General features: G+C 64.6%; 27 protein-coding genes, 1 tRNA gene and 1 pseudogene. 16 read left to right on the forward strand and 13 right to left on the reverse strand.

Translation table 11 applies throughout. From position 1 onward, the window contains the following. Nucleotides 1–266: 266 nt before the first annotated feature. Nucleotides 267–650: pseudogene (locus B2P87_RS20050) on the forward strand (recombinase zinc beta ribbon domain-containing protein); the annotation flags it as partial. Nucleotides 651–1140: 490 nt separating this feature from the next. Here the strand turns inward: B2P87_RS20050 and B2P87_RS07800 are convergent. Continuing rightward, nucleotides 1141–1216: transfer RNA gene (locus tag B2P87_RS07800), tRNA-Ala, on the reverse strand. A 185-nt stretch (nt 1217–1401) separates the two neighbouring features. Beyond that, on the reverse strand, nt 1402–1728 hold the full coding sequence (locus tag B2P87_RS07805; protein WP_058285024.1) for a TIGR02300 family protein: 327 nt from the start codon (nt 1726–1728) through the stop codon (nt 1402–1404). A gap of 100 nt (nt 1729–1828) precedes the next feature. Between B2P87_RS07805 and B2P87_RS07810 the strand changes: the two genes are divergently transcribed. From B2P87_RS07810 to B2P87_RS07820, 3 genes are all read left to right on the forward strand, one after another. Continuing rightward, nucleotides 1829–2515, forward strand: a complete 687-nt coding sequence (locus B2P87_RS07810) for a M48 family metallopeptidase (RefSeq protein ID WP_141891204.1) — start codon at nt 1829–1831, stop codon at nt 2513–2515. 124 nt (nt 2516–2639) lie between these two features. After that, nucleotides 2640–4445, forward strand: a complete 1806-nt coding sequence (locus B2P87_RS07815) for an adenylate/guanylate cyclase domain-containing protein (RefSeq protein ID WP_286852397.1) — start codon at nt 2640–2642, stop codon at nt 4443–4445. Between the two features lie 81 nt (nt 4446–4526). After that, nucleotides 4527–5189, forward strand: coding sequence for a GntR family transcriptional regulator (locus tag B2P87_RS07820; protein ID WP_008556941.1), 663 nt, complete (start codon nt 4527–4529; stop codon nt 5187–5189). 9 nt (nt 5190–5198) lie between these two features. Here the strand turns inward: B2P87_RS07820 and B2P87_RS07825 are convergent, their stop codons facing one another. The 3 genes from B2P87_RS07825 to B2P87_RS07835 all read right to left on the reverse strand — a co-directional run bounded on the left by B2P87_RS07825 (nt 5199) and on the right by B2P87_RS07835 (nt 7960). After that, complete coding sequence (locus B2P87_RS07825) at nt 5199–6071, reverse strand: DUF1206 domain-containing protein (RefSeq protein WP_141891202.1); 873 nt, start codon at nt 6069–6071, stop codon at nt 5199–5201. A 169-nt stretch (nt 6072–6240) separates the two neighbouring features. Continuing rightward, the gene (locus B2P87_RS07830; protein ID WP_058285028.1) at nt 6241–7203 is read right to left on the reverse strand and encodes an acetyl-CoA carboxylase carboxyltransferase subunit alpha; all 963 of its coding nucleotides are present in this window, start codon (nt 7201–7203) and stop codon (nt 6241–6243) included. A 160-nt stretch (nt 7204–7363) separates the two neighbouring features. Continuing rightward, on the reverse strand, nt 7364–7960 hold the full coding sequence (locus B2P87_RS07835) for a LysE family translocator (RefSeq protein ID WP_141891201.1): 597 nt from the start codon (nt 7958–7960) through the stop codon (nt 7364–7366). Between the two features lie 73 nt (nt 7961–8033). On the opposite strand from B2P87_RS07835, the gene B2P87_RS07840 reads away from it, so the two are divergent. Beyond that, nucleotides 8034–8486 carry an Lrp/AsnC family transcriptional regulator gene (locus B2P87_RS07840; RefSeq protein ID WP_058285029.1) on the forward strand — a complete coding sequence of 151 codons (453 nt, stop codon included), beginning with the start codon at nt 8034–8036 and terminating at the stop codon, nt 8484–8486. 429 nt (nt 8487–8915) lie between these two features. On the opposite strand, the gene B2P87_RS07845 is transcribed toward B2P87_RS07840, so the two are convergent. Beyond that, nucleotides 8916–9518 (reverse strand): hypothetical protein, encoded by a 603-nt coding sequence (locus tag B2P87_RS07845; RefSeq protein WP_141891200.1) that lies wholly within the window; start codon nt 9516–9518, stop codon nt 8916–8918. Nucleotides 9519–9584: 66 nt separating this feature from the next. Continuing rightward, complete coding sequence (locus tag B2P87_RS07850; RefSeq protein WP_058285031.1) at nt 9585–10544, reverse strand: L-malyl-CoA/beta-methylmalyl-CoA lyase; 960 nt, start codon at nt 10542–10544, stop codon at nt 9585–9587. 174 nt (nt 10545–10718) lie between these two features. Between B2P87_RS07850 and B2P87_RS07855 the strand changes: the two genes are divergently transcribed. From B2P87_RS07855 to B2P87_RS07885, 7 genes are all read left to right on the forward strand, one after another. After that, on the forward strand, nt 10719–11990 hold the full coding sequence (locus tag B2P87_RS07855) for an MFS transporter (RefSeq protein WP_141891199.1): 1272 nt from the start codon (nt 10719–10721) through the stop codon (nt 11988–11990). Nucleotides 11991–12100: 110 nt separating this feature from the next. Beyond that, nucleotides 12101–13102, forward strand: a complete 1002-nt coding sequence (gene dgcN / locus B2P87_RS07860; RefSeq protein ID WP_141891198.1) for an N-acetyltransferase DgcN — start codon at nt 12101–12103, stop codon at nt 13100–13102. 152 nt (nt 13103–13254) lie between these two features. Beyond that, nucleotides 13255–14220: an N-acetyl-D-Glu racemase DgcA gene (gene dgcA / locus B2P87_RS07865; protein ID WP_141891197.1), complete on the forward strand. Its 966-nt coding sequence runs from the start codon at nt 13255–13257 to the stop codon at nt 14218–14220. A 10-nt stretch (nt 14221–14230) separates the two neighbouring features. Next, nucleotides 14231–15091 (forward strand): D-amino-acid transaminase, encoded by an 861-nt coding sequence (locus B2P87_RS07870; protein ID WP_141891196.1) that lies wholly within the window; start codon nt 14231–14233, stop codon nt 15089–15091. A 186-nt stretch (nt 15092–15277) separates the two neighbouring features. Then, complete coding sequence (locus B2P87_RS07875) at nt 15278–16036, forward strand: hypothetical protein (protein WP_141891195.1); 759 nt, start codon at nt 15278–15280, stop codon at nt 16034–16036. A gap of 328 nt (nt 16037–16364) precedes the next feature. Beyond that, a complete protein-coding gene (locus B2P87_RS07880) occupies nt 16365–16568 on the forward strand; it encodes a hypothetical protein (RefSeq protein WP_141891194.1) in 204 nt (67 codons plus the stop codon). Nucleotides 16569–16765: 197 nt separating this feature from the next. Then, nucleotides 16766–17602, forward strand: a complete 837-nt coding sequence (locus B2P87_RS07885; protein ID WP_141891193.1) for an alpha/beta hydrolase family esterase — start codon at nt 16766–16768, stop codon at nt 17600–17602. 36 nt (nt 17603–17638) lie between these two features. Here the strand turns inward: B2P87_RS07885 and B2P87_RS07890 are convergent, their stop codons facing one another. Continuing rightward, on the reverse strand, nt 17639–18463 hold the full coding sequence (locus B2P87_RS07890; protein WP_141891192.1) for a dienelactone hydrolase family protein: 825 nt from the start codon (nt 18461–18463) through the stop codon (nt 17639–17641). A gap of 74 nt (nt 18464–18537) precedes the next feature. On the opposite strand from B2P87_RS07890, the gene B2P87_RS07895 reads away from it, so the two are divergent. Beyond that, complete coding sequence (locus B2P87_RS07895; RefSeq protein WP_286852407.1) at nt 18538–19026, forward strand: winged helix-turn-helix transcriptional regulator; 489 nt, start codon at nt 18538–18540, stop codon at nt 19024–19026. A 92-nt stretch (nt 19027–19118) separates the two neighbouring features. Here B2P87_RS07895 and B2P87_RS07900 read toward each other — a convergent pair whose 3' ends face one another. The 3 genes from B2P87_RS07900 to B2P87_RS07910 form a co-directional block, all read right to left on the reverse strand. Then, entirely contained in the window at nt 19119–19433 is a 315-nt protein-coding gene (locus B2P87_RS07900; protein ID WP_141891190.1) for a DUF1244 domain-containing protein, read from the reverse strand. 80 nt (nt 19434–19513) lie between these two features. Next, nucleotides 19514–19753, reverse strand: coding sequence for a DUF6868 family protein (locus tag B2P87_RS07905; RefSeq protein ID WP_141891189.1), 240 nt, complete (start codon nt 19751–19753; stop codon nt 19514–19516). 148 nt (nt 19754–19901) lie between these two features. Next, complete coding sequence (locus tag B2P87_RS07910) at nt 19902–20639, reverse strand: N-formylglutamate amidohydrolase (RefSeq protein ID WP_141891188.1); 738 nt, start codon at nt 20637–20639, stop codon at nt 19902–19904. Between the two features lie 119 nt (nt 20640–20758). Between B2P87_RS07910 and pyk the strand changes: the two genes are divergently transcribed. From pyk to rplT, 3 genes are all read left to right on the forward strand, one after another. Next, the gene (gene pyk / locus B2P87_RS07915; RefSeq protein ID WP_141891187.1) at nt 20759–22204 is read left to right on the forward strand and encodes a pyruvate kinase; all 1446 of its coding nucleotides are present in this window, start codon (nt 20759–20761) and stop codon (nt 22202–22204) included. 285 nt (nt 22205–22489) lie between these two features. Further along, nucleotides 22490–22690, forward strand: coding sequence for a 50S ribosomal protein L35 (gene rpmI, locus B2P87_RS07920; protein WP_008557770.1), 201 nt, complete (start codon nt 22490–22492; stop codon nt 22688–22690). A gap of 15 nt (nt 22691–22705) precedes the next feature. Continuing rightward, complete coding sequence (rplT, locus tag B2P87_RS07925) at nt 22706–23071, forward strand: 50S ribosomal protein L20 (RefSeq protein WP_008557989.1); 366 nt, start codon at nt 22706–22708, stop codon at nt 23069–23071. Between the two features lie 88 nt (nt 23072–23159). Here rplT and B2P87_RS07930 read toward each other — a convergent pair whose 3' ends face one another. Both B2P87_RS07930 and B2P87_RS07935 read right to left on the reverse strand, forming a co-directional pair. Beyond that, nucleotides 23160–24161 carry a hypothetical protein gene (locus tag B2P87_RS07930; protein WP_141891186.1) on the reverse strand — a complete coding sequence of 334 codons (1002 nt, stop codon included), beginning with the start codon at nt 24159–24161 and terminating at the stop codon, nt 23160–23162. 145 nt (nt 24162–24306) lie between these two features. Further along, complete coding sequence (locus B2P87_RS07935) at nt 24307–25353, reverse strand: PAS domain-containing sensor histidine kinase (RefSeq protein WP_244940734.1); 1047 nt, start codon at nt 25351–25353, stop codon at nt 24307–24309. Nucleotides 25354–25574 lie beyond the last annotated feature (221 nt).

Raw genomic sequence — 25574 nt, forward strand, 5'->3', positions numbered from 1 at the left:
ACCAGCGGGGGGCAGGTCACGCGCAATATGCTCGGGAGAAAAATGCCGAACAGGTCGTCGATCGTATGACGGCCCGCCTGCAGATGGGCTATTGGCACTTTAAGCCGCCAATCGGTTACAAGAGAAAAAAGGTCAAAGGCCATGGGAAAATGTTTGTTCCCGATGAACCTTACGCCAGTATCGTCAAGGAAGCTCTCGAAGGCTACGCGGTTGGGAGGTTTCAAACCCCTGCTGAGGTTTCAAGTTTTCTTAGGGGGCATCCGTTGATGCAGCCAAAGATCCAGGGCAAAAAGTACCCGTTCAAGGACCCAGTGTCTCTACTAACCAATCGGATCTATACGGGCTTCTTTGAGTATCCCAAATGGGAGGTTCGGTTCATGCGCGGTCAACATGAACCTCTGATTTCCATGGAAATGTACAACCGAATTCAAGACAGGTTGTCTGGCCGGGCCATATCTCCGATCAGGAAGGACATCAAATACGATTTTCCGCTAAGGGGGTTCCTGCAGTGTGACTCTTGCGGTCACCATCTTACGGCGGCGTGGTCAAAGGGTCGGTCAAAAATGTATGGCTACTACGCTTGTCATAACAAAGCGTGCCCCGACAGACGTAAGTCTATCCGCAAGGAAAAGGTGGAGGGGGAATTTTCCGAGGCGTTGAAACAGCTGGAGCCGTCTCAAGAGGTGTTGGATGTCGCAAGGTGCATGTTGAAGGATATCTGGGACAACCGCCAAGGGCAGGTGGCTCAGTCCCAAAAGGAAATTGAAAACCAGATTGCTGAACTGGAGCGCGACAGTGAAGCAATGTTGGACAGAATTATCTCTGCGAGCGACACAAGAGTTATCGAAGCGTATGAAAAGCGCTTGGCCAAGCAGACGATGAAGCAGGAAGAGCTCAAGCGGAAGTTGGAGGACTTCGAAGTTCCGCAAAGGAATTTTGAGGAGATGTTCGAACCGGTCGCCGAAATCCTGTCAAGGCCTTGGAAAGTATGGAAAAATAGTGACTGCAGGGGTAAGAAGGCGCTGCTTAGAATGCTGTTTGTTCAGGAAGCAAGTTACTCGTCTAAAGCAGGGCTTCGAACCGGCGAATTGTCGTTTCCATTCAAAGTCTTAAGTGACAGATATTCTCTGAATGAAGTTTTGGTGGAGCCTAGGGGAGTCGAACCCCTGACCTCTTGCATGCCATGCAAGCGCTCTCCCAACTGAGCTAAGGCCCCAAACCTGTCCGCTTTTCAGTGTCCGTTCCGTTGCCGGTGCGGCCCGTCTTGCGGTGTGAGCGTCGTTTACGGGACGGCGGCGCGGGCTGCAAGCGGAAAATGCGCCGGTGTCTGATTTTTTTCCGCCCCTCCCCGGAGCGCGGTCCGGGGAAGGCCAAACGCTTCCCCGAACAGCTTGAATTGCCTCAGGAATCGTCGTCCGGCGACGACATGTCGGCAATATCGTCCAGCGAGACGTTGTCGTCATCATCGTCATCATCCAGGACATCATCGCCCAGATCGACATCAACGTCGTCGTCATCATCCAGGACCACGTCATCCGTGTCCATGTTCTCTTTGGCCTTCAGGGTTGCCGCGTCTTCGGCATCCGCCTCGATCATCCGGGTCTTACCGGTATCCAGCTCCACGACCTCGCCGGTGTAGGGGCTGACGATCGGGTTCTTGTTCAGGTCATAAAAGCGCTTTCCAGTGGTAGGGCAGACGCGCTTTACACCCCATTCTTCCTTGGGCATGTGGATCCCCTTGATTTACTGGTGAGTCGTATCGACGATTCCGGTGCCTTGCCATATGAGGGGGGGCACTGTCAAAGCCTTTGCCTGGAAGGGGGCGTGCATGGCCGATTATCACCTGCCCGGAGATCCGCCGGTGCCGCTGACCCTGCGCCGGTCGGGGCGGGCGCGGCGGATTAGCCTGCGGATTTCCTCGCTCGACGGGCGGGTGACGCTGACCCTGCCCAAAAGCCTGCCGGAACGCGCCGCGCTGGCCTTCGCCGAGGAAAAGGCCGACTGGATCCGCGGCCATCTGCAAAAGCACCCCGAGGCGGTGCAGGCGGAGTTTGGCGCGCTGCTGCCAATCGACGGCCAGGACCGGGTGGTCGAGCGTGCCAAAGGGCGGCGGATCCAGCTGGAGGCGGGGCGGATTGCTGTGCCGGGGGACCGCCCGGCACGGCCGCTGCAGCGCTACCTGAAGGAGCTGGCGCGCAACCGTCTGGCAGAGGCCTCCGATTTCTATGCCGCGCGGCTCGGTAAGGGCTACAGCCGCTTGACCCTGCGCGACACCCGTTCGCGCTGGGGCTCCTGCACGGCGGACGGCGCGCTGATGTATTCCTGGCGGCTGATCCTGGCACCGCCTGCGGTGCTGCGCTACGTGGCCGCCCATGAGGTCGCGCATCTTGCGGAAATGAACCACTCGCAGGCGTTCTGGGACACGGTGGAGCGGATCCACGGGCGCTGGCAAGCCCCCCGCGCCTGGCTGCGGGAAAACGGCGCCAGCCTGCACCGCTACCGGTTCGGCGAATGAACGCAGTGCTTTGCGGGCCGGGCCGCGCGGGCTAAGCTCGCATCATGTTTCCGTTCCCAGTTGCCCCGGTTCCTGAGGCCAGCCCGTGTCAGACAAACCGCAAAGACGCCTTGCTGCCATCTTCGTGCTGGATATCGCCGGCTTCAGCCGCCTGATGGCCGAGGATGACGCCGGCACGCTGAACCAGGTTCTGGCGCAGCAGCAAAGCCTGATCGCCCCGGCGATCCGCGGCCGTCAGGGCCGGATCGTCAAGCTGATGGGCGACGGGGTGCTGGCCATCTTTCCCAGTGTGATCTCGGCGGTGGAGGCCGCGGCGGAGGTGCAGGCCGGCGCCGCCCGCAACCGTCATCTGCAACTGCGGATCGGCATTACCCTGGGCGAGGTGCTGATTGCCCAGGGCGATGTCTACGGCGATGACGTCAATATCGCCGCCCGGCTGGAGGCGCTGGCACCGCTGGGCGGGGTGGCGCTGTCGGCTGCGGCTTACGCGCAGGTGCAGGGCCGCATCCCCTATGCGTTTGAGGATCTGGGCCTGCATGAGGTCAAGAACATTCCGCAGCCGGTGCATGTCTATGTGCTGGGGCAGGAGCTGACCTCGCTGCCTTGCCTGCGCAGCAGACCGCCGCCGCCCAAACCCAGGGCTGCCAGACCGCACAAGGCCATGCGGCCCGCGGTGCTGGTTCTGGCAGGGAGCCTCGCGGCCGCCGCCGCTGCGGCCGGCCTCTGGGGCTGGCAGCAGGCGGCGCAGCAGAACAGCGCCGCGGCGGTGGCGCCCGGCAGCCCGGCTGCCGCCGCCTTCGAGGGCCGCCCGGTGATCGCTGTCCTGCCCTTCACCGCAGGCCAGCTGCAGCCCGCTGTTGCCCGTATGCTGTCAGAGGAGGTGATCCGCAGCCTGGCGCCGGCCGGGGGGATCCGCGTCATCGCACCGGGCAGCACCCGCGCCGCCGAGGGCCTGCTGCCCGCCGAAGCGGCCGCCCTTCTGGACGCGGATTTTGTGGTCACCGGCCATCTGCCGGGCCGTCTGCAGGATGGGGTCAGGCTGGAGATCCTCCAGGCCGGCACCGGGGCGGAGCCGCTCAGCATCCTGCCGCCGCAGCCGCAGGATGCGGTCTCCGGGCTTGCCCCGGCGCTGGCGGCCAGTGTTGTCCGGTATTTCGGCAAGGCGCTGCCGGAACTTGCCCCCTCGGGCGCTACCGTAGATGACGCCGTCTTGCAGCTCTTCACAGCCCGCAGCCTGATGCAGCAGGGCGACCGCAGCGGCGCCAAGCAGGCCCTGCACCGGGCACTGCAGCTGGCACCGGACTGGCCGGAGGCGCAGGCGCTTGCCGCGCTGTGGCACCTGGACCCGCTGTCCGGCTCGCTGGCGGGTCTGCCGCAGCGTGCTGCTGAGGCCGCACAGATGACCGCGGGCTTGCCGCAAGGGGCCGCCGTGCTGCAGCTGCGGGCGCTGGCGGCGCAATTCGCGGGCCAATCCGCCGAGGCGTTGCAACGCGCCGAAACCCTGGCGGAGGACTACCCCAATGACGCTTCGGGCCAGCTGACGCGCGCCTGGCTGCTGCATCTGGCGGGGCAGGGCGGTGCGGCGCAGAAGGTGTTGGATCAGCTCCGCCGCCTTGACCCGGTCCCGCAGCCGGCCGTTCTGACCGTGCAGGCCGCCATCCGGCTGGCTGCCGGGCAGGAGGCGGAGGCTGCCGCCGCTGCCGCCGAAGCCCTGGCGCTGGTGCCCGAGGCTCAGCATGCACTGGTTCTGCATTGTGCCAGCCTGGCCGCCCTCGGCAGCTTCGAGGAGGCAGCAGCGGCCTGCGGCAGGCTTGCCGGCGCGCCGCTGACGCTGGATCAGGCAGCCGCAGGCTTTCCCTACACGGCGCAGGCGCCGCTGCGGCGGCTGCGCACCGGTCTCAGCCTGGCCGGGCTGTCCGGCCGCCCCTGACCGGTTGCACGGTTACAGGGTGCGTCACTGCGCGCGGAACTGTCCGCTTGACCGGGGCGTGGTTTGTGATCACATGAGGGCATGAATCTGACTGCCCGCTCCTCCCAGGATGCCGCCTCTGCCTCCGTTCCGGCGCATGACCGTGTCTACCGGTCCTTGCGAACCCGCATCATGCACGGCGAAATCACACCCGGTGCCGCGCTCACCCTGCGTGGCATCGGCCGCGAGTTCGAGGTCTCGATGACGCCCGCGCGCGAAGCGGTGCGGCGGCTGGCTGCCGAAGGCGCGCTGTTCCTGTCCTCCTCGGGCCGGGTGTCGACGCCGGAACTCAGCAACGAGCGGATCGAGGAGCTCGCCGCCCTGCGGGCCCTGCTGGAGGTGGAGCTGGCCAGCCGCGCCCTGCCGCGCGCCCATATCGCCCTGATCGACCGGCTGCAGATGATCAACACAACGGTGGCCGAAATGGTCTCCAAACGCGATGCGGTCGGCTACATCCGCACCAACCTGGAGTTTCACCGCACCCTCTACCTGCGCGCCCAGGCGCCGGCGATGCTGGCGATGGCGGAAACCGTCTGGCTGCAGCTTGGCCCCACCATGCGGGCGCTGTACGGCCGCTTGCGCCGCACCGACCCGCCGCAAAACCACCGGCTGATCATCGCGGCGCTCAAGGCAGGGGATGAGCCGGGCCTGCGGCTGGCCGTGCGCTCCGATGTGACCCAGGGATTGCGGCTGCTGGCGGGCTAGCCGCGGGCCTCAGCTTTTGTCCAGCGCCGCGCGCAAGGTTTCGGTCGCGCTGTCCGAGGCTTTCGGAACAATCCGGTACAGCGCATTGACCAGGCAGAACAGGGCGAACCCCAGCAGGCCGACGCAAAGCACGGTCACCAGAATGCGGCCATACACCTTGTCATGCAGCCAGTCGAACGCGGTTCCGATACCGGCCTCAGGCGTGCCGGAGGCAGACAGGGCTGCTTGCCCGATCAGGAACCCGATAATGGCAATCACCACCCCATGCGCCGCCAGCCCGGCCTTCAGCGCGGTGTTCAGGTGCAGGGTGACAGGATTGGCCCGCAGGTGGTTGCGGTATGTTTCCTTCCAGGCCTTGCGGATGTAATACCCGCCGGCCCCGATGGTCAGGATCCCCGCAATCCCCAGCGCGGCCTGTCCGGCCGCACTGTTGAAATAGCCGCTCAAGCCGCCGCCGCCTTCCGCCGCCTCGCCGGATCCGGTCAGCACCGACAGGGCCAGAATGCCAAGGCCCAGGTGGATCAGCCCGGTCACAATCATGCCGGCGCGCGCGATCAGCCCTTTCGCGCCGCTGCCATAGGCCTCCAGGTCCCAGAAACTGTCCACCATGCGCCACACCGCATAGGCAAACAGCCCGATGGTGATAAGGATGATGACCGCCGTGCCCCAGCCGCCTTGCAGCCATTCCAGCGCCGCCGCCGTGCCCTTGGCCTCGCCGCCCTCCCAGATCGAGCGCAGCGACACGCCGGCCACCGCCAGATAGACCAGGGCGCGGCCCGCATATCCGGTTCGCATCACCGGCACCGCCCAAGCAAAATCCGCCGGATCCACATCCTGCAGACGCTTGCGGCGGGCATCGGTGAAAAAGCTGTCAGAGGTCATGGCATCAAATCCCGGCTGGGCAAAGAGAGGGCTCTCTCTAACTCAATGCGCCAAACCCGGTTTTGTTCCCGTTTGTTACCGCGCCCGGGCCGCCGCGGCGGCCCGGCCCTGAAACGGCAAAGCCCGGCACAGCGGCCGGGCTTTCAAATTCACCAGACTGTCCGGGCTGTTATGCCGCCAGCCCCTTGGAGCCGATGTCCAGAAACTTCTGGCGCCGGTCCTTGACCAGCTCGGCGGCGTCCTTGTCCATGAGCTCGTCCAGCATCTCCTGGATGGCGCCGCCCACGGCCTTGATTGCCGCCTTCGGATCCCGGTGCGCACCGCCCAGCGGCTCCGGGATGATCCGGTCATTGACGCCCAGCTTGTTCAGGTCCTGCGCCGTCAGCCGCAGCGCTTCCGCCGCTTCGCGCATCTTCTCTGCATCCTTCCACAGGATCGAGGCACAGCCCTCCGGCGAGATCACCGAGTAAATCGAGTGCTCCAGCATCGCCACCCGGTTGGCGGTGGCAAAGGCCACCGCGCCGCCAGACCCGCCTTCGCCGATGATCACCGAAATCAGCGGCACGCCGATCTTGAGGCACATCTCGGTCGATCGCGCGATCGCTTCCGACTGGCCGCGCTCCTCGGCGCCCTTGCCGGGATAGGCGCCGGCCGTATCCACCAGGGTGATCACTGGCAGCTTGAACCGGCTGGCCATCTCCATCAGCCGCACCGCCTTGCGGTAGCCCTCGGGCCGCGCCATGCCGAAGTTGCGCTCGATCCGGGATTTGGTGTCGCTGCCTTTCTCATGGCCGATCACCACCACCGGCTGGTCGTTGAACCGGGCCAGCCCGCCCATCACCGCCAGGTCATCGGCAAAGTTCCGGTCGCCGGCCAGCGGCGTGTACTCGGTGAACAGCGCCTCGATGTAATCCTTGCAATGAGGGCGTTCGGGATGGCGCGCCACTTGGCATTTGCGCCAGGGCGTCAGGCTCTTGTAGAGGTCCTTCAGCAGCTGCGCCGCCTTGGCGTCCAGCGCCTTGGCCTCATCCGCCACATCCATTTCCTCATTCGCGCGCGCCAGCGCCCGCAGCTCTTCCGCCTTGCCCTCGATTTCGGCCAGCGGTTTTTCGAATTCCAGATACTGGGTCATGTTGCCTCTGCTCTGCAGGTTTGCAGCTATATGGCCTTCTGCGCCGCAAGATGCAACTCGGCAAGATCCGGGATCATGGGCTTGGGCGCCACAGGCAGCCACCGCGCGGCAGCGGCAGGTGCCGCCAAGCGCTAAGCCCGTACAGAGGGAGCGCCCCGCCTTATTGCGGCCAGATCACCGGATAAAGCGAGGCCACCAGCAGCAACGCCATGGTCCAGTTGAACAGCACCAGGCGGCGCGGGCTGGTCAGGAACCGCGCCATCTGCTGGCCCAGCACCGTCCAGGAGCCGACAGAGGGCAGGTTGATGGCGCCGAAAATCACCCCCACCAGCAGGATCGCCGCCAGGGTCTGATCCGGCGTGTAGACGCTGATCGCCGTGAGGGCCATCGCCCAGGCCTTGGGGTTCACCCACTGAAACGCCGCCGCCTGCAGAAAGGTCATCGGGCGGCCCTCCGCCCCCTTCGCCTGCACCGGCGCGGCATTTGCAATTTTCCATGCGAGCCACAGCAGATAGGCGACCGACACCACCTTCAGAACCGTGTAGCTGACCGGGAAGGCATCAAATACCTGCACCAGCCCGGCACCGACCAGGAGCACCATGAACACAAACCCCAGCGCCACCCCCAGCATATGCGGGATGGTGCGGCGGAAGCCGAAATTGGCGCCGGAGGCCATCAGCATCAGGTTGTTCGGCCCCGGCGTGATCGAGGAGACAAAGGCAAACAGCGCCAGCGCGGTGAGGAGTTCGTAGGTCATGCGCAAAATCATTGCGCCAAACCCGCCAAATGAAATTGCGTTTTGCTGTGTTCTGCGCCTATTTTCGCAATCAATGGCGAAGAATGACAAGATAAACCAGCAGATATTGCAGGAGCTCAGCCGCGACGGCCGGATCAGCAATCTTGAGCTGGCAGAGCGCGTGGGCCTCTCCCCCTCCGCCTGCCTGCGCCGGGTGCAGGAACTGGAGCGCGCAGGCGTCATCACCGGCTACCGCGCGGTGCTGGACCGGCAGAAGCTGGGGGTAGGGTTTGCCACCTATATCGGCGTCGGGCTGGGGGAGCACACCAAGGAAGCCCAGGAAGCTTTCGAGCGCGCCATGCAGGCGGCGCCGGAAGTGGTCGAATGCCACAATATCACCGGCACCATTGAATATCTGCTGCGCGTCGAATGCGCCGACCTGCCGAGCTACAAGCGGTTCCACACCGATATCCTCGGCACCTCGCCTTATGTCACCGCGATCACCACCTATGTGGTGATGGGCTCGCCCAAGGATCTGCGGGCGTGAACTCTGGCTGAGGCTGGATATTGAGTATTTGGGGAAAGATGAAAGACTGATGCGCTTCATCTTTCCCCAAATACTCACTGCGCTGCGTTGGCTTCAGACGCGCGGCTGCAGGTGTTGCGCACCCTGCGTACGCCGCTCTCACGGGATCTTAGGCCGCCGGTGGCAGTCTTGGCCCCGGTCGCGATCACCCGCCGGGGCTTGGCTCCCCGGCACCCTTGGAACCGGACTCCCGCCTGGCAGCGGGGCCGTGCAGAGACAACGTTTAGCACGCGGGCGGATACGCCCGTCCATCTCCGCCATTCTGGCGGCGCCGCCAGTCCTTAACCGCCTTCGCTGAACCGGAACGTGGATACAGGATGAAACGGAACAGACGCACCGGCAGGGCAGGGGCCTTGGCCGGCGGTTTTTGCGTGCCCCGCCTTGGGGGCGTTACCCGTCCTGCAGCAGCGCCCGCATCGCAATCTCCGGCGAGGCCAGAACCGGCACCTCTGTCTTCACCCGCAGCAGTTCTGCCGCCCCGGACATCGAGGCTTGCGCCAGCACCACGCAGGCAAAATCCATCGCCGCCAGCGATTGGGAAACATCCCTGGCAACAGCCGCGGCAAAACCGGCGCTGTCCCCGGCCTCGAACAGCGGCCAATGCAGGCCCAGAAACAGGGGTGTCAGCTGCGGATCGTGCGCCCCGAACGCCCGCCGCAGCAGCGCCTCCGAGGGTTCTGCCGTGCTCTGCAGGCAATGGGCCATCAGCACCGGCCCGCCGATCCGCGCCGCCTCTTGCATCATCGGCCAGTCGATGCGGGTGGCGCCGGCTGCCTCCGCCGCCGGGCCAAGGGTGGTGCAGGTGCATAGGACCGGCCCGTCAACTGCGGCAACCGCCGCGGCAATCTCTGCCCCGAGGGCGGCATCAATCCCATCCTGCGCCCTGTCCAGCCAGTCAGCGCGCACCTGCTGGTCCAGATCCGCCCCCGGCGCCAAAGTGCGAAAGGTTTCCACATGCACCGCAGCCGTATGCAGCAAGGTCAAATCCGGCATTCTTCTCTCCAACCAAAAAGGGCGCCCCCGCGGGACGCCCTTGAAACCTTCACGCGCGGACCGGCGTCAGCTGCCCGCGATCAGCTCGGCCTGCGCCACAATCACCTCAGCCTGCTTGATCGACGCGATGTCGACAAGACGGCCCTTGTAGACGGTGGCGCCGGCACCCGACGCCTTGGCCTCTTCCATCGCCGCCAGGATCTCGCGGGCTTCTGCCACCGCCTCCTCGGACGGGGTGAACACCTGATTGGCCAGCGCGATCTGGCTGGGGTGGATCGCCCATTTGCCGACCATGCCCAGCGTCGCGGAGCGTTTTGCCTGGGCGATATAGCCCTCCTCGTCGGAGAAGTCCCCGAACGGCCCGTCCACCGGCAGGATGCCATGAGTGCGGCAGGCGGCAACGATCGCGGCCTGCGCCCAGTGCCAGGGGTCGGACCAGTGCTTCTGGCCCTCGCGGATCATGTAGTAATTCTCTTGCGTGCCGCCGATGCCGGTGGTCTGCATCCCCATCGAGGCGGCAAAATCCGCAGCGCCCAGGCTCATCGCCTGCAGGCGGGGCGAGGATTTTGCGATCTCTTCCACATGGGCGATGCCCGCTGCGGATTCGATGATCACTTCAAAGGACACCGGCTTGGTCCGGCCCTTGGCGCGCTCGATGGCAGTGACCAGCGCGTCCACCGCATAGACATCCTCGGCGCAGCCCACCTTTGGGATCATGATCTGGTCGAGCCGATCGCCCGCCTGCTCCAAAATGTCCACCACGTCGCGGTACCAGTAGGGGGTGTCGAGCCCGTTGATCCGCACCGACAGGTATTTGCTGCCCCAGTCGACGCTGTTGATCGCTTCGATCACATTGGCGCGGGCCTGGTCCTTGTCGCTGGGCGCCACCGAATCCTCCAGGTCGAGGTTGATGACATCCGCCGCGGAAGCCGCCATCTTCTCGAACAGCTTCACTTTGGAGCCGGGGCCGAACAGCTGGCAGCGGTTGGGGCGCGCCGGGGCGGCGGGCTGGATGCGGAAGCTCATGGGGCAATCCTCCAGGTAATGACATTTCAATTCTGCTGGGGTGAAGTGTTAGAAAGTTGCGCTGGCATGTGCAAGGGAATTTTGCACATGCAGAAAGCGCCGCTGCGCTGCGGCGCCGCAAACATTGCCGCAAACAGGCGCGCAGGGGCAGGCCGTCCGTGCGAGCAACCGGGCATGAGACGCGCATTCATTGAAAACTGGGCCCTGTTTCTGGGCATGCTGATGCTGATGGTGGCCAACGGCCTGCTGGTCACGCTGCTGACAATCCGGGGCGCGGGGCTGGGCTTCTCCGACCTTACCATCTCGATCATGCAGGCTGCCTATCCGGCCGGCGCCCTGCTGGGCACGGTGATGGCGCCGGGGATGGTGGCCAAGGTCGGCCACATCCGGGCGTTTTCGGCGCTGGCTTCGCTGGTGTCGATCTCGGCGATCCTGCATCTGCTGACCTCGGACCCCTATTCCTGGTCGGCGATGCGTTTTCTGGCGGGGTTCTGCTATCCCGGCATGTATGTGATCACCGAAAGCTGGCTGCAGGCGAAGTCGGAAAACAGCAACCGGGCGCAGATCCTGTCGATTTATTTCATGATCTGGATGGCAGGCCCGGCCATCGGCACCGCGCTGGTGGCGGTGCCGGACCCCGGCGGCAATCTGTTGTTCGGGGTGGTGTCGATCCTGATCTCGCTGTCGATCGTGCCGCTGCTCCTGTCGGGCAATAAGGCGCCGGAGTACCAGGTGCCGGACCGTATGCCGGTGCGCAAGCTATACCGGGTGTCGCCGATGGCGGTGCTCGGCAATCTGGTCAGCGCCGCCGCTGTAGCGGGCTGGTTCATCGCGCTGCCGCTTTATGCGCTGTCGCGCGGCATGAGTGCGGCAGAGGCTTCCGGCGTGCTGGTGGTGGCGATGGTTGTCGGCGCAGTGGTGCAGTATCCGGCCGGCTGGATCAGCGACAAGACCGACCGGCGGCTGGTGCTGATGGGGCTGGGCGTGATCGGCGGCGCTGCCTGCCTGTGGATGCTGGCCACCCCCGCGCCGCAGGCGCTGGTGATCGGCTTTGCGGTGCTCGCAGGCGCCAGCCTGCCGATGTATGCGGTCTGTTCGGCCCATGCCAACGACCAGCTGAAACCGGCACAGATCGTGCCTGCCAGCGGCACCATGGTGTTCCTTTTGAACGTCGGCCAGTTCACCGGCACGCTGGCCGCCCCAAATATGGTCAGCATTGCTGACGGAAATGGATTGCTGATCCTGCTCGCGACCTTGTGTTTTATGGTTGCAGGCGTTGCCGCGCTGCGGCGCAGTCAGGCCGATGCGCCAGAGGAAACCGGCTCTCAGCAGGCGATTGCAGTGCTTGGCGCGCCCCAAACCGGGGTGCTTCAGGCCGAATCCTGGCTGGAGGAGGAAAATAATGTCAGCAAGGGTGACATAACGCGGGAATCTCCTGCAAAATGACAAAACAGCAGGATAATCTTGCGTCTTAAAGGCGGCGCGCGGCGGAAAAGGTATGAACTTGTGCAGGAATCTCCGCAAACTCACCGGCAAGAGTGAAGAGGAAACCCGCCATGATCGAAACCCCTTATCTGCTGTTCCTGGGCGACGCGCCCGACATGCTGGCCGCCAAAGTTGCCATCGGCATCCGTGACTGGCGCCCCGACCACGCCATCGGCCAGATCACCCTGCCGGGCTGCGGCGCGGACCTGGGGCTGACCGAAATGACCCTGGCCGAGGCCAAGGAAGCCGGCGCCAAGACCCTGGTGATCGGCGTTGCCAACCGCGGCGGCGTGATCTCGCCCGCGTGGAAGAAGGTGCTGATCGAAGCGCTGGAGATGGGTTATGACCTGGCGTCCGGCCTGCACAACCTGCTGCGCGACGAAGGCGACCTGGTGGCCGCGGCCCAGACCCATGGCGGCACCCTGCACGACGTGCGTGTGCCCACCGTCGGCTATCCGATCGCCAACGGCAAACCGCGCAAGGGCAAGCGCTGCCTGGCGGTGGGCACCGACTGCTCGGTCGGCAAGATGTACACCGCCCTGGCGATGGACGCCGAGATGCAGAAGCGCGGCATGAAGTCGACCTTCCGCGCCACCGGCCAGACCGGCATCCTGATCACCGGCCACGGCGTGCCGCTGGACGCGGTTATCGCCGACTTCATGGCGGGGTCGATCGAATATCTGACCCCGGACAATGATGACGACCACTGGGACCTGATCGAGGGCCAGGGCTCGCTGTTCCACATCTCCTACTCGGGCGTCACCATGGCGCTGGTGCACGGCGGCCAGCCGGACGCGCTGATCCTGTGCCACGAGCCGACCCGCACCCATATGCGCGGCCTGCCGGACTATGACGTGCCCACCCTGGAAGAGCTGCGCGAAGTGGCCCTGCCGCTGGCACAGCGCGCCAACCCGGCCTGCAAGGTGGTCGGCGTCTCGGTCAACACCCAGCATCTGTCCGAGGACGAGGCGGTGAAATACCTCTCCGAGGTCGAAGAACGGATGGGCCTGCCCGCCGTTGACCCCTACCGCCACGGCGCCGGCCGTCTGGTGGACGCGCTGGCCGCGGTCTGATCTAACAGCCCCGCCGGAGGTGCTCAGGCGCAGCCAGGGATGCCTCCGGCGGGAGTATTTTGGGAAAGATGAAAAGGCAGGTGCCCCGGTTGCCGGGCATCGCGCCAAGGCCCGCTGCCGTTGCGCGCAGGGCCGCAGGAAAGGGCAGTTTCATGAAAATCACCGTCACCCCGGACGTCTTCAAACTGGCGCAGGTCTTCACCATCTCGCGCGGCTCGCGCACCGAGGCCAAGGTGCTGACCGTGCGGGTGGAGAAGGACGGCGTCACCGGCTGGGGCGAATGCGTGCCCTATGCCCGCTATAACGAGACGCTGGAGAGCGTGACCGCCGAAATCGAGGGCCTGCCCGCCGATTTCACGCGGCAGGAGCTGCAATCGCTGCTGCCCGCCGGTGCCGCCCGCAATGCAGTGGATTGCGCGCTGTGGGATCTGGAGGCAAAGCAGGCCGGTAAGCGCGTCTGGGACCTGGCGGGCTTGCCGGAGCCCAAGGCGGAAATCACCGCCTACACACTGTCGCTGGACACAGCAGAGAAGATGCAGGCGCAGGCGGCAGAGAACGCCCACCGTCCGCTTTTGAAGATCAAGCTCGGCACGCCCGATGACATGCCGCGGCTGGAAGCAGTGCGGGCCGGTGCGCCGGAGGCGAAGATCATCATCGACGCCAATGAGGGCTGGTCGGCGGAGGTTTATGCCGAACTCGCCCCGCATCTTGTGCGCCTCGGCGTCGAGCTGGTGGAGCAGCCGCTGCCCGCGGGCGAGGATGAGGCCCTCATCGGGATGGAGCGCCCGGTGCCGGTCTGCGCCGATGAGAGCTGCCATGACCGCGAGAGCCTGCCGGGCCTCAAGGGCAAGTACGACGTGGTCAACATCAAGCTGGACAAGACCGGCGGCCTCACTGAGGCGCTGAAGCTGCGCGAGGCGGCGCTGGCCGAGGGCTATCAGGTGATGGTCGGCTGCATGGTCGGATCCTCGCTGGCGATGGCACCCGCGACGCTTGTGGCGCAGGGTGCGGCGGTAACGGATCTTGACGGGCCGCTCTTGCTGGCCGAAGACCGCGAGGAACCTTTGACATTTGATGCCGGGGGCGTGCACCCGCCCAAGGCTGCCCTGTGGGGTTGAGGAGACAACAATGACCCGTACCGTTTATGTGAATGGCGAATACCTGCCCGAAGGTGAAGCCAAGGTTTCAATCTTTGACCGCGGCTTTCTGTTCGCCGATGCGGTGTATGAGGTGACCTCGGTCCTCGACGGCAAGCTGATCGACTTCGACGGCCACGCCGTGCGCCTGGAGCGCTCGCTGAAAGAGCTGGACATGGCGTCGCCTTGCTCCAAGGAGGAGCTGCTGGAAATCCACCGCAAGCTGGTGGAGCTGAACGGCATCGAAGAGGGCCTGGTGTACCTGCAGGTGACCCGCGGTTCCGACGGCGACCGGGATTTCGTGTTCCCCTCCGCGGACACCCCGCCGTCGCTGGTGCTGTTCACCCAGAACAAGCCGGGCCTGGCTGACAGCCCGGCGGCGCAGAAGGGCGCCAAGGTGATTTCGATCGACGACATCCGCTGGGGCCGCCGCGACATCAAGACGGTGCAGCTGCTGTACCCCTCGATGGGCAAGATGATGGCCAAGAAGGCGGGCTGCGATGACGCCTGGCTGGTCGAGGACGGCTATGTGACCGAAGGGACCTCCAACAATGCCTATTACGTCAAGAACGGCAAGATCGTGACCCGGCCGCTGTCCAATGACATTCTGCACGGCATCACCCGCGCCGCGGTTCTGCGGCTGGCGGCAGAAGCGCAGATGGAGATCGAGGAGCGCCTGTTCACCATCGAGGAAGCCAAGGAGGCGGATGAGGCTTTCACCACCTCCGCCAGCGCCTTTGTGATGCCGGTGGTGGAGATCGACGGCGTGCAGCTGGGCGACGGCACCCCAGGCCCCATCGCGAAGCGCCTGCGCGAGATCTATCTGGAAGAAAGCCGCAAGAAAGCCGTCTGAGGCTTCTGCTCCAGATCTGGAACATACAGAACGGGCTGGATTTTCCAGCCCGTTTTTCTTGGCACTCCGGTTGCCTTCTTGCCTCAGCCTTGCAGGCTGTGTGCGTGTGTGGAGTAGCCGCCTTGCAATTTAGAGTGTTTTACGGGATGTGGTCTGCAGCAAGAGATATCGTTTAAGGACCGGATTTTGAAACAGCATTTTCCGACCGCAGTTTTCTGCGGTTTCTTCGCTTTTGCTGCAGTAACCGCCGCCGGAGCGCAGTCAATTCCGGAGCGGACAGCTGTGGAGGCAATTGCCGGCCTGGATCACCGCACCAGTGACCTCTTTCTCGACACCGGCAGCGCTGGCGCAGGCATTCGGGCGGGCGTGCTGCTGGGGAGCAATTTTCGGCTATTGGCAGGCTTGTCCCGGGATTTCAGCAGGCTCTTCGAAGAAAAGGAGCGAAGGGATGGGACTGACCGCAGAACAAGCTACAGCCTCACGGCTGCCTGGGATATCGGGAGAGCGCATGAGGTCAGCCTTGGCTATCTCTACAACCGGTACGAACTTGCGTGGCAAGCCGCGCCCGGGCTGCGGACCATCGGCGAAAGCGAATCTGTGAGCCTGGACTACTCCCATTTTGCGGATTGGGGGCAGGCGGGAATTGGCGTGACAGAAATCCTTGGCAACGGTTCTGACCCGTTTCTCAGAGTGAATGGTGAATATAAACTGGCAGGCCTTGGCGGGCAGACGGAGTTTTATGCTCTAGGGGGTGCATACGGGGCAGTGGATGAGGATGACAAAGGGTTCTCCTTGGGGCTGCGTGCCAAAATGCCGAAGGGCTACAATCTTTATGCGTCTGCAGGCCGGAGCTATTTTAGTTCCGGCGGTGACAGCACCGGGTTCAGCTTGGCTCTCGTCAAATCCTTCGGTGCCAATGCAGAGCGGATTTTCCGCCGGCACTGATGGCGCAAACTTGTGAAGATCGCAAAGGCCGCCCTTTTGGGCGGTCTCTTTTGTTCAAAAGAGAATCTATTCCGCTATTCCGAGCGGGTACGGCAGGGCCGCAGGGCCTGTCGTTGAGGACGGTGAAACAGCGTATTTTCCAGCCTTCGGCGACAATGGGGCGCCAGACCGAATGACTGTCCCGGGAAATCCCTGCTTCGGCCCGGGATTTTAACTAATTTTATACAAAATGGGCGCGTCAACGGCGAAATAGGATAGTCTGAAACCCAGTTGAAGAGGCGCCGGGAGTTGCGCCGTCTGCCAGAGTAACAAGCCGCGGAGGGGCCAGATGGAACAGTGTTATCAGCCGGAAATGGGTCAGATGGCGGCGGCGCAGGCTGCGGAGCCCAGCGACACCGAAATTCTTGCAGCCGTCCGCCGGGTGCTGACCGCCGAGGTGGTGGAGCATACCGGCTACGCTCAGGCGCCCGCTCGCGGGGGCTGGTTTGCCGGGTCGCTGGCGGCACGGCTGGTCGGCAGGTTCCGCGGCTAGGCGCGCATCCGGGGGGGAGCGCGCCCGGCTGCGGAACGGCCGCCGGTTATTGATTGAGGAAATTCAAATGCAGGCCGCCCGGTTCGGGCGGCCTTTTTTGCCGCCCGCGAGAATTTTCCTGCTGTACGGCACAAGCGGCAGTGACCGCGGCGGAATGTGCTAGTCTGGTGCGGTGAACCAGGCGGGGAGGGGCGCAGATGCTGAGCCGGATTTGGATGCTGCTGGCAGCGGTGCTGATTGCCGCGCCCGCGGCGGCAGCGGACCAAACGGCAGGGTGCGGCGGCGAAATCCCCTGCGCGGTTGCGGGCGGCGAATACCGCATTGCCTTGCCGGCGGGCTGGCAGGGCGGCCCTGCTGTGATGTTTCTGCACGGCTATGGCAGCAGCGGCGCCAAGGTCATCGCAAACACCGGGCTGGTCAAGGCTTTCACTGCTCGGGGCTATGCGGTGATTGCCCCGAGCGGCCTGCCCTGGAGGCAGGGCAAGCCCGCGGACTGGTCCGTGCGCGACGGCTGGAACACCTATCCCCGCAACGACCTGGCCTTTCTGCGCGCGGTGCTGGCGGATGCTGCGGCGAATGCCCGCGTCGACCCGGACCGGCTGCTGCTGAGCGGGTTTTCCCGCGGCGGGTCGATGGTCTGGGAGGTGGCCTGTCTGGCGCCCGGCTTTGCCGCCGCCTATGCGGCGGTGTCGGGCGGGTTCTGGCTGCCGATGACGCAGGAGTGCAAGGGTCCGGTGCAGCTGCTGCATATTCATGGCTTTGCCGATACGGTTGTGCCGCTGGAAGGCCGCGCGATACCGGGCTCCGAAGCTGGGATCGTGCAGGGCGATATCTGGCAGGGGCTGCAGCTGTGGCGGCGGCAGAACACCTGCCCTAGCAATGCCGCGGGCCATGAGGCCGCAGACGGCGTCTGGCGCAAGCGCTGGGACTGCCAGGCCGGCGGGCTGGAGCTGATCCTGCACCAAGGCGGACATGGCCTGCCCAAGGGCTGGAGCGCCATGGCGCTCGACTGGTTCGAAGGGCTGGAGCGCTGAGCGGGGCAGGGCGGGGCTGCCCTGCCGGCTGTGCGATCAGCCGCCCTGCGTTAGCCGCTGCCTGAAGAACGCCAGGATATCATCCCGCGCCTGCAGGGTCGGGTGGCCTGCCTCATCCACCAGATGCGCGGTGACCACGCTGTGCGGGGTGGGGACGTGTTTTGCAAAGAACGGCGGCACCTCCCGCGCGGCGGCGCTGTCCGGCAGGGTGCGGGCGTCAAAGCGGTCTCCCAAAGCCTCGGCGTAGGCCGCAAAGCGCTGAGCCTGGCAGAAGGCGTCGCCCTGGAACCGGTAGGCCAGCACGCTGAGGTCCTCGCGCTCCAGCCGCTCACGCACGGCGGCCAGCTCCTCGGGCGGGCTTTCGAGGCCTGCGGGAGTGTCCAGCGGCAGCGACGGCTGCGCCAGAACCGGCGCCAGCATGGCTGGCTCCAGCATCATCGACAGGGCGAAATTGCCGGTGAAGCACATGCCGATGGCACCGGTGCCGGGACCGCCGCATTCGCGATGAGCCAACCGCGCCAGCGCCCGCAGCCACTGGGTTACGGGACTGGCGCCGCCGCCCGCAAAGGCGCGGAACTCGGCGCTGACGCAGGCGCGGCGGAACACTTCGGCGCCGTCCTCTGCCGTGGCCGCAGCGCCGTCACGCCCGAACAGCGAGGGCATGTAGACGGTGAACCCCGCATCGCGCACCCAGCGGGCAAAACGGGCCACATGCGGGCTGATCCCCGGCATCTCCGCCATCACGATCACCGCCGGGCCCTTGCCGGAAACATGCACGGTCTTGTCCGCATCGTTGAGAGTGATCCGGCGCGGTTCGAAATCCTCAAGCGCGTCATCCTGGTCCATCGGGTGCGGGGTCATCGGGGCTGTCCTTTCTGCCTTCGAAGCTGAGTCTCAATTTTGAACCCAGATAGAAATCCCCTATCTGGGTCCGCATGTCAAACTCAGCCTCTGATTCCCGTCAAACCCCGCCTGCCGTCCGCCGCCGCGCCCTGGTGCCCAAGGAGCAGTGCCCGATGGCGCTGGCCGCCGAAATCCTGGGCGACCGCTGGACGCTGCTGATCCTGCGGGAGGCGTTTTACGGGGTGTGCCGCTATGACGATATGCGCGAGGACCTGAAGGCGCCGCGCTCCACCCTGACGGACCGGCTGAACAGCCTGGTGGCTCGGGGGATCCTGGAAAAACAGCCCTATCAGGAGGCGGGCGACCGGGTGCGCCAGGCCTATGTGCTGACTGAGGCCGGGCGCGGACTGGCGCTGACCTTTCTGGCGCTGACGCAATGGGGGGAGGCGCATGTGACCGGCGGCGCAGCGCCGGTCGGGGTTGTGGACCGGGAGACCGGCGCGCCGCTGCGCGTGGCATTGGTGGATACGGAGGGCGCGCCGGCCGATCCTGCGCGCGCAGCCTTGCGGCTGAGGCGCTGAGGCCGCGGCCGCACCACCTCTTTTCACCTTTGGTCAAATACTCCGGGGTGAATTGGCCGTCAGGCCAAGAGGGGCAGCGCCCCTGCTGCCGCTTACTGCTTGTCCGTGACGTTTTCCTTGAAGGCCACCTTGAATTCGGCCTGCTTCTCCGGGCTGGCCTCGGTCTGGTAGCTGGCTTTCCACTCTTCCATGGTCATGCCGTAGTAGATCTCGCGCGCCTCGGTCTTGTCCATGTCGATGCCGCGCTCGTTGGCAGCCTCCTGGTACCAGCGCGCCAGGCAGTTGCGGCAGAAGCCGGCCAGGTTCATCAGGTCGATGTTCTGCACATCGGTGCGGTCTTCCATCAGGTGCTTTTGCAGGCGGCGGAAGGCGGCGGCCTGGATTTCGATCTCGGTTTGCTTGTCCATAGCAGAAAATCCTCGGGTATTCGGCGGGTTTGCGCACAGGCCTAGCAGCCGCGGCAGGGGCGGGCAATGGCGGGCTGCGGTCAGATCAGCTGCAGCGCCAGCCAGGGGCCCAGGGCCGTTGCAAAGATCATGATCTTGTAGGTGCCGAGCCAGCGGTAGAAGGTGAGGCTGACATCAGCAGGCGCCAGCCCGAACAGGCGTGCGTGCAGCCCGGCGGCCCAGTCTTGCATCAGCATCAGCAGAATGGCCGACAGGGTGAACAGGCCGATGTGCAAGACGGTCAGCCAGCCGAAAAAGGCAGAGAGGGCTTCCTGGGTCATGACGGCTCCCTTTCCGGAAAATCCCGCGTTTCTGTTACAGATATGGGGGCGCGGGGGCGGTTCGGCAACGCGGGCAGCCGTTTTCCGGCGCGGGAAACGGCCCGGAAAACACGTGTTTTCCGACCCGGAATTCGCGCCGAATTCCGGGTCAGAGACCAGAGGCGTCCAGCGCCCGGGGCAGGACGCGGGCGAGGCGCTCGGCCCAGGCGTGCTGGCCTGCGTGCTCGGCAATCAGGTCGTTGCGCAGCTCGATCAGCGTGTTGGGGCGGCCCGGCTTGGTGGCGTGAGTCTCGATCGCGTCGCCGGGCAGGTGGCCGGTGTAGGGCTCATTGACGCCGGCACACAGGCCGTCCTCGCGGTTCAGTTCCTCAATCACGAAGGGCGAGAACCGCTCGCCTTCGGGAAACAGGATGCCGATCTCCCAGGGCCGCGGCGGGCGGCCGCGCAGCTGGCGGGTGAAGCTGTGAACCGAGACGATCACCGTGCGCGGCCGTTCCGCCAGCCGCGCCAAGGCGCGGTGGTAGGGGCGGTAGCAATTCTCCAGCCGCTCCTTCAGCTCTGCCGCGCCGGCGTGCCGGTTGGCGGGGATGATGGTGCCGTCATAAAGCTTCATCAAGAGGGTCGGATCATCCTCGCCGCGGTTGGGGTCGATCACCAGGCGGGAGAAATTCGACGCCACCACCGGCGCATTCAGCATTTCGCCCAAGAGTTTCGACACCTCATAGGCGCCGACGTCATAGGCGATGTGGCGCTCCATATCCTCGCGGGGGAGGCCCAGGTCGCCGCCGCCGGCAAAAGGCGGCACAACATTTGTCGCATGGTCGCAGGTGATCAGCCAGCGGGCGGGCCGGTCGGCGCCGTGCACGAAATAGGGTGTATATGTCATGGGCCTGTCATCTTTTGGTGACGGCTGTTTAGGGGAGTTGCGGGAAAATGGGAATTAGGGGATAAGCAGCTCAACGCTGTTTGCGATAACATATTTCAGGTCCGGAGGAGTAGATCCCGATGAAACGCTCGCGCAATGTCAAGATTGTCGCCACCCTGGGGCCGGCTTCGGAAACCTATGAAACGATCCGCGCCCTGCATGAGGCCGGTGCCGATGTGTTCCGGCTGAACATGTCGCACGGCAGCCACCCGGAGATTGCCGAAAAGCACAAGATCATCCGGCAGGTGGAACAGGATCTCGACAGCCCGATTGCGATCCTGGCGGACCTGCAGGGGCCGAAACTGCGCGTCGGGGTCTTTGCCAATGGGGCCGAGGAGCTGGAGGAGGGGGCCAAGTTCCGCCTCGATCTGGATAATGCCGAGGGCGATGCCAGCCGCGTCTGCCTGCCGCATCCGGAAATCTTTCAGGCGCTGGAGCCGGGCGCGCATCTTTTGGTCAATGACGGCAAGATCCGCCTGGTGGTGGACGCCTGCGGCCCGGATTTTGCCGACTGCACGGTGGAGACCGGCGGCACCATTTCCAACCGCAAGGGGGTGAACGTGCCGGATGTTGTGCTGCCGCTGGCGGCGCTGTCGGAGAAGGACCGGGCGGATCTGGAATTTGTCTGCAATCTGGGCGTTGACTGGCTGGCGCTGTCTTTCGTGCAGCGGGCCAAGGACGTCTATGAGGCGCGCACGCTGGCCGATGGCCGCGCCGCGGTGCTGTCGAAGATCGAGAAGCCGCAGGCGGTGGAGGACTTCGAGGCGATCCTGGACGCCTCCGACGGGATCATGGTGGCGCGGGGCGATCTGGGCGTGGAGCTGCCGGTGGCAGCGGTGCCGCCGATCCAGAAGCGGCTGGTGCGCAAGTGCCGGGCCGCCGCCAAGCCGGTGATCGTGGCGACACAGATGCTGGAAAGCATGATCGAAAGCCCGATGCCGACCAGGGCCGAGGTCTCCGACGTGGCGACCGCCATCTATGAGGGCGCCGATGCGGTGATGCTGAGCGCCGAAAGCGCGGCTGGCCAGTATCCGGTGCAGGCGGTGCAGACCATGGACAAGGTGGCGATCGAGGTGGAGGCCGACCCGACCTATACCCAGATCATCGCCGCCTCGCGCTCTGCCAAGGGCACCACGGTGGCCGATGGCATCGTCGCTGCGGCGCGGGAGATTGCGGAAAAGACCGAGATCAAGGCGATCTGCTGTTTTACCCAATCGGGCACCACTGCGCTGCTGACCGCGCGCGAGCGTCCCGGCGTGCCGATCATCGCGATGACCCCGGTCAGCGCCACCGCGCGGCGGCTGTGCCTCAGCTGGGGCTGCAAATGCGTGATGACGCCGGAGCTGGACCGCTTTAAGGGCGCGGTCGTGAATGCGGCGCGCGCGGCCCGGGCGGGCGGCTATGCCGGGGACACCGACCAGATCGTGGTCACCGCGGGGGTGCCCTTCAACGTGCCGGGCACCACCAACATCCTGCGCATTGCCCCCTGCGACGAGCGGCTGATTTACAGCACCGACCCGGAGTAACCGCACCCCGCTTAGCGGGCTGATTGCCGGGGGCGTTGCGCCCCCGGTGCTGCCGCCTTGCGCGGGCGGCGCCCAACTGCTCACCTATGCCTGGGCGGCAAAGCCCGGCTGGGATGCCGGGAAAGACTGGCCTGGGGCGTTTTTCCGGGGTCCTCGGCGCTAATTCCAGAGATTCCGCTTGCCCCCCGGGTGAGGTTTGCTTAAAGGGCAGCTCTGTTCCGCGCGGCCGGCCGTCGAGGCATGCCGAGTCGCGCGTCTAGCGAACCCGCATTGAAGGAGACGGAAATGCCCAAGATGAAGACAAAATCGAGCGCCAAGAAGCGCTTTAAGGTGACTGCGACCGGCAAGGTCATCGCAGGTCAGGCCGGCAAGCGCCACGGCATGATCAAACGCACCAAGAAATTCATCCGTGACGCCCGCGGCACCACGGTTCTGTCGGCCCCCGACGCAAAGATCGTCAAGGGCTTCATGCCCTACGACCGCTAAGAGGAGATCTGAGATATGTCCCGCGTTAAAGGTGGTACCACGACTCACGCCCGTCACAAGAAGGTCATCAAGGCAGCCAAAGGTTACTACGGCCGCCGCAAGAATACCTTCAAGGTTGCCCGTCAGGCCGTCGACAAGGCGAACCAGTACGCAACCCGCGACCGTAAGAACCGCAAGCGCAACTTCCGCGCGCTGTGGATCCAGCGGATCAACGCGGCTGTGCGTTCGCACGACGAAGCGCTGACCTACTCCCGCTTCATCAACGGCCTGACCCTGGCCGGCATCGAAGTGGACCGTAAGGTTCTGGCCGACCTGGCCGTGCACGAGCCCGAAGCCTTCGGTGCGATCGTGCGCCAGGCACAGGACGCGCTGGCAGCCTAAGGCACCAGACGGATCTGAATTCAGAAAAGGCCGCTCCGGTTTGGAGCGGCCTTTTTTATTGGCGGGCGCTGTCAGCGGCGGCGCAGTCTCAGTTGCATTCCACGATCATCAGCCCCGTGGTTTCGTCCCGCCGTGTTGACACGCGGTCGGCGGGCAGATTTGCGCAATAGCCGTTCAGATCATAGTACCCAGCCAGGTTGGTGAATGATTGCTCGTCGACCAGGCGGTAGTTGATTGCGTTATTGCCGGACGGAATGAACACGCTTTTTTCGGGGTTCCCATCGGGTGAGATAATGTCGCCGCGGGTGACTTCCAGATAGGCCCAGGCGTTCTCTGGCACGCTGATCTTCTGGGTTGTCTTGTTTGCGAGCACTTCTTCAAAGTCCCGGCCGATCGTGGTTTGGGAGGACCACTTGTAAGCGTATTCGGTTTCCACCGAGGCGGTGACGTAATAGGTGCCGGAAACGGAGGCGCTGGTTGTCACGCTGTGGGTCTGGGACAGCGCGCGTTCGTAGGATTCCGTTTTGCGGGATGCAATTTCGGTATATTCGGTGAGCTCCATACCGGGGGTGATCGCTCCAACAATGGCGGTGACGTTCCGGGCAAGGACCGTGTTGCTGCTGTAGCCCACCACGCAAACGGCATCGAGTGAATCGAGGAAGTTCCCGCTGCTGCCGCCCAGGGCGATCACAAGCAGGTCCTCCCGGGAACAGCCCAGTTCCGCGGACAGCAGTTTTTCGTCATTCAGGATGCCGCCTTGAAGTGTTGTGCCGTCTGTAAAATAGAACTTGAGCCCGCTGAGAAAGCTGTCTCGTATGTCGTAGCCGATATCCTGGACGAGAATATCTGGCGACAGAGTGACCGAGTCGCCCATACCACCACCCTCGCCGCCGTGACGATCGCCGTTGAGGAAAATGGCGTCAATCAGAGTGCCGGTTTTGAGGCGCAACTCGCGCAGGGAAACAGGGTCGAACCGGCCGCCGCCGCCGCCGCCCATGTGGTGCTTGACGATCTTGCCGCCGCTCTCTTTGAGCTCCTTGATTTCGTTCTGGGAAAAAACCGGAAGTTCCTTGCTGAATGCGCCGTCCATTGCAAACCCTTTCAATGAATAGTGAACAATCAGAGATTGCGCATTGCCATCTGGATTCGTCTTTAAGATGATGCTTTTAAATTGCTTAAAACACGCAACCGGCTAGGGGCGCGTGGAAATTCAGTCAAAAACTGATTGGTGCAGGTCAGCCTCTGGGCAGGCGCAGGGTGAAAACGGTTTGCTCATCGTCCGATTGCGCCGTCAGCAGGCCGCCGTGGCCCTTGGCGATCTGCTGGGCGATGAACAGCCCCAGTCCCAGCCCGTTCTGCGAGTCCCGCATCTCGGCGCGGGTGAACGGCTCAAACAAGCGATCCATGGTTTCCGCAGGGATCGGCACGCCGGCGTTGGTGACGGACAGAAGAAAATCGCCGCCGTCGTCGCGCGCGGCCACCGTCACCGGTTTGCCTGGAGTGCCATGCGTCACCGCATTCGACAGCAGGTTCGAAACCAGCTGGGCCATGCGCTCCGGGTCGCAGTCGAGCGGATCCTGGAAGCTGTACTCTTCACGCAGCGGCGTGCCCGGATTGGCCAGCCGGATTTCCTCCACGGTCTGGCTCAGCACCGGCCGCAGCTCTGACTTGCGGGCGCGCTCGATCTCAATGCCGTTGCCCAGGCGGGCGCGGGCAAAATCGAGAATGTCGTTGATCAGCGACGACATGCGGGTGACGGACTGGCGGCCCAGGGCCAGGATCTCCAGCGCCTTGGCGGATTGCGGTTCGTTTTCCAAGAGCCGCAGCGCCGCGCCGACGGCCGACAGCGGGTTGCGCAGGTCATGGCCCAGGACCGCGATGAACTGCTCGCGGAAACGGGCCTCCTGCTCGCGGGTGGCAAGGTTGGCTTCGTTCTCCTTGGCGCGGGTGATGTCACGGGCGCTGCAGAAATAACGGCTCCCTTCCGGCACCGCGTTCCAGGACAGCCAGCGGTAGGAGCCGTCCTTGTGCCGGTAGCGGTTTTCGAATTGCAGAACCGGATGGCCGTGCTTGACGCGCTCGAACGCAGCCTCTGTCCGGGAGATGTCGTCCGGGTGCACGAAGTGGAAGAACTGGCGGCTTTCGATTTCCTCGGGCAGCAGGCCCAGCGTGGTGAACCAGGCGGGGTTGGTGTCGGTGAAGACACCGGAAGCGTCAACGACGCCGAGAAGGTCGGGGGTGACCTTCCAGGTCAAGGTGCTCCGGTCCAGGTGCGTCGGCATGGCGGTACATCCATTTTGCAAGGTGCCGTTTACCGTGCGCATGCAAACCCCCGCCTTGCAAGTGCTAACATGCCGGTCTGGCAGCCAAAATGCCGCCTTTGATCCTCCGCTGCCACGCCTGGCCGCTAGGCCTGGTGCCACAGGGGGCGGAAGCGGGCGCCGGCTGGGGCAGGGAGGCGGTGCCGGAGCCCAAAGGTGCTGCCCTGCTGCTGTTTGCGGGC

Source organism: Leisingera sp. UBA4491 (genome assembly GCF_002388965.1).
In the GTDB taxonomy this organism is placed as follows: Bacteria; Pseudomonadota; Alphaproteobacteria; order Rhodobacterales; family Rhodobacteraceae; genus Leisingera; species Leisingera aquaemixtae.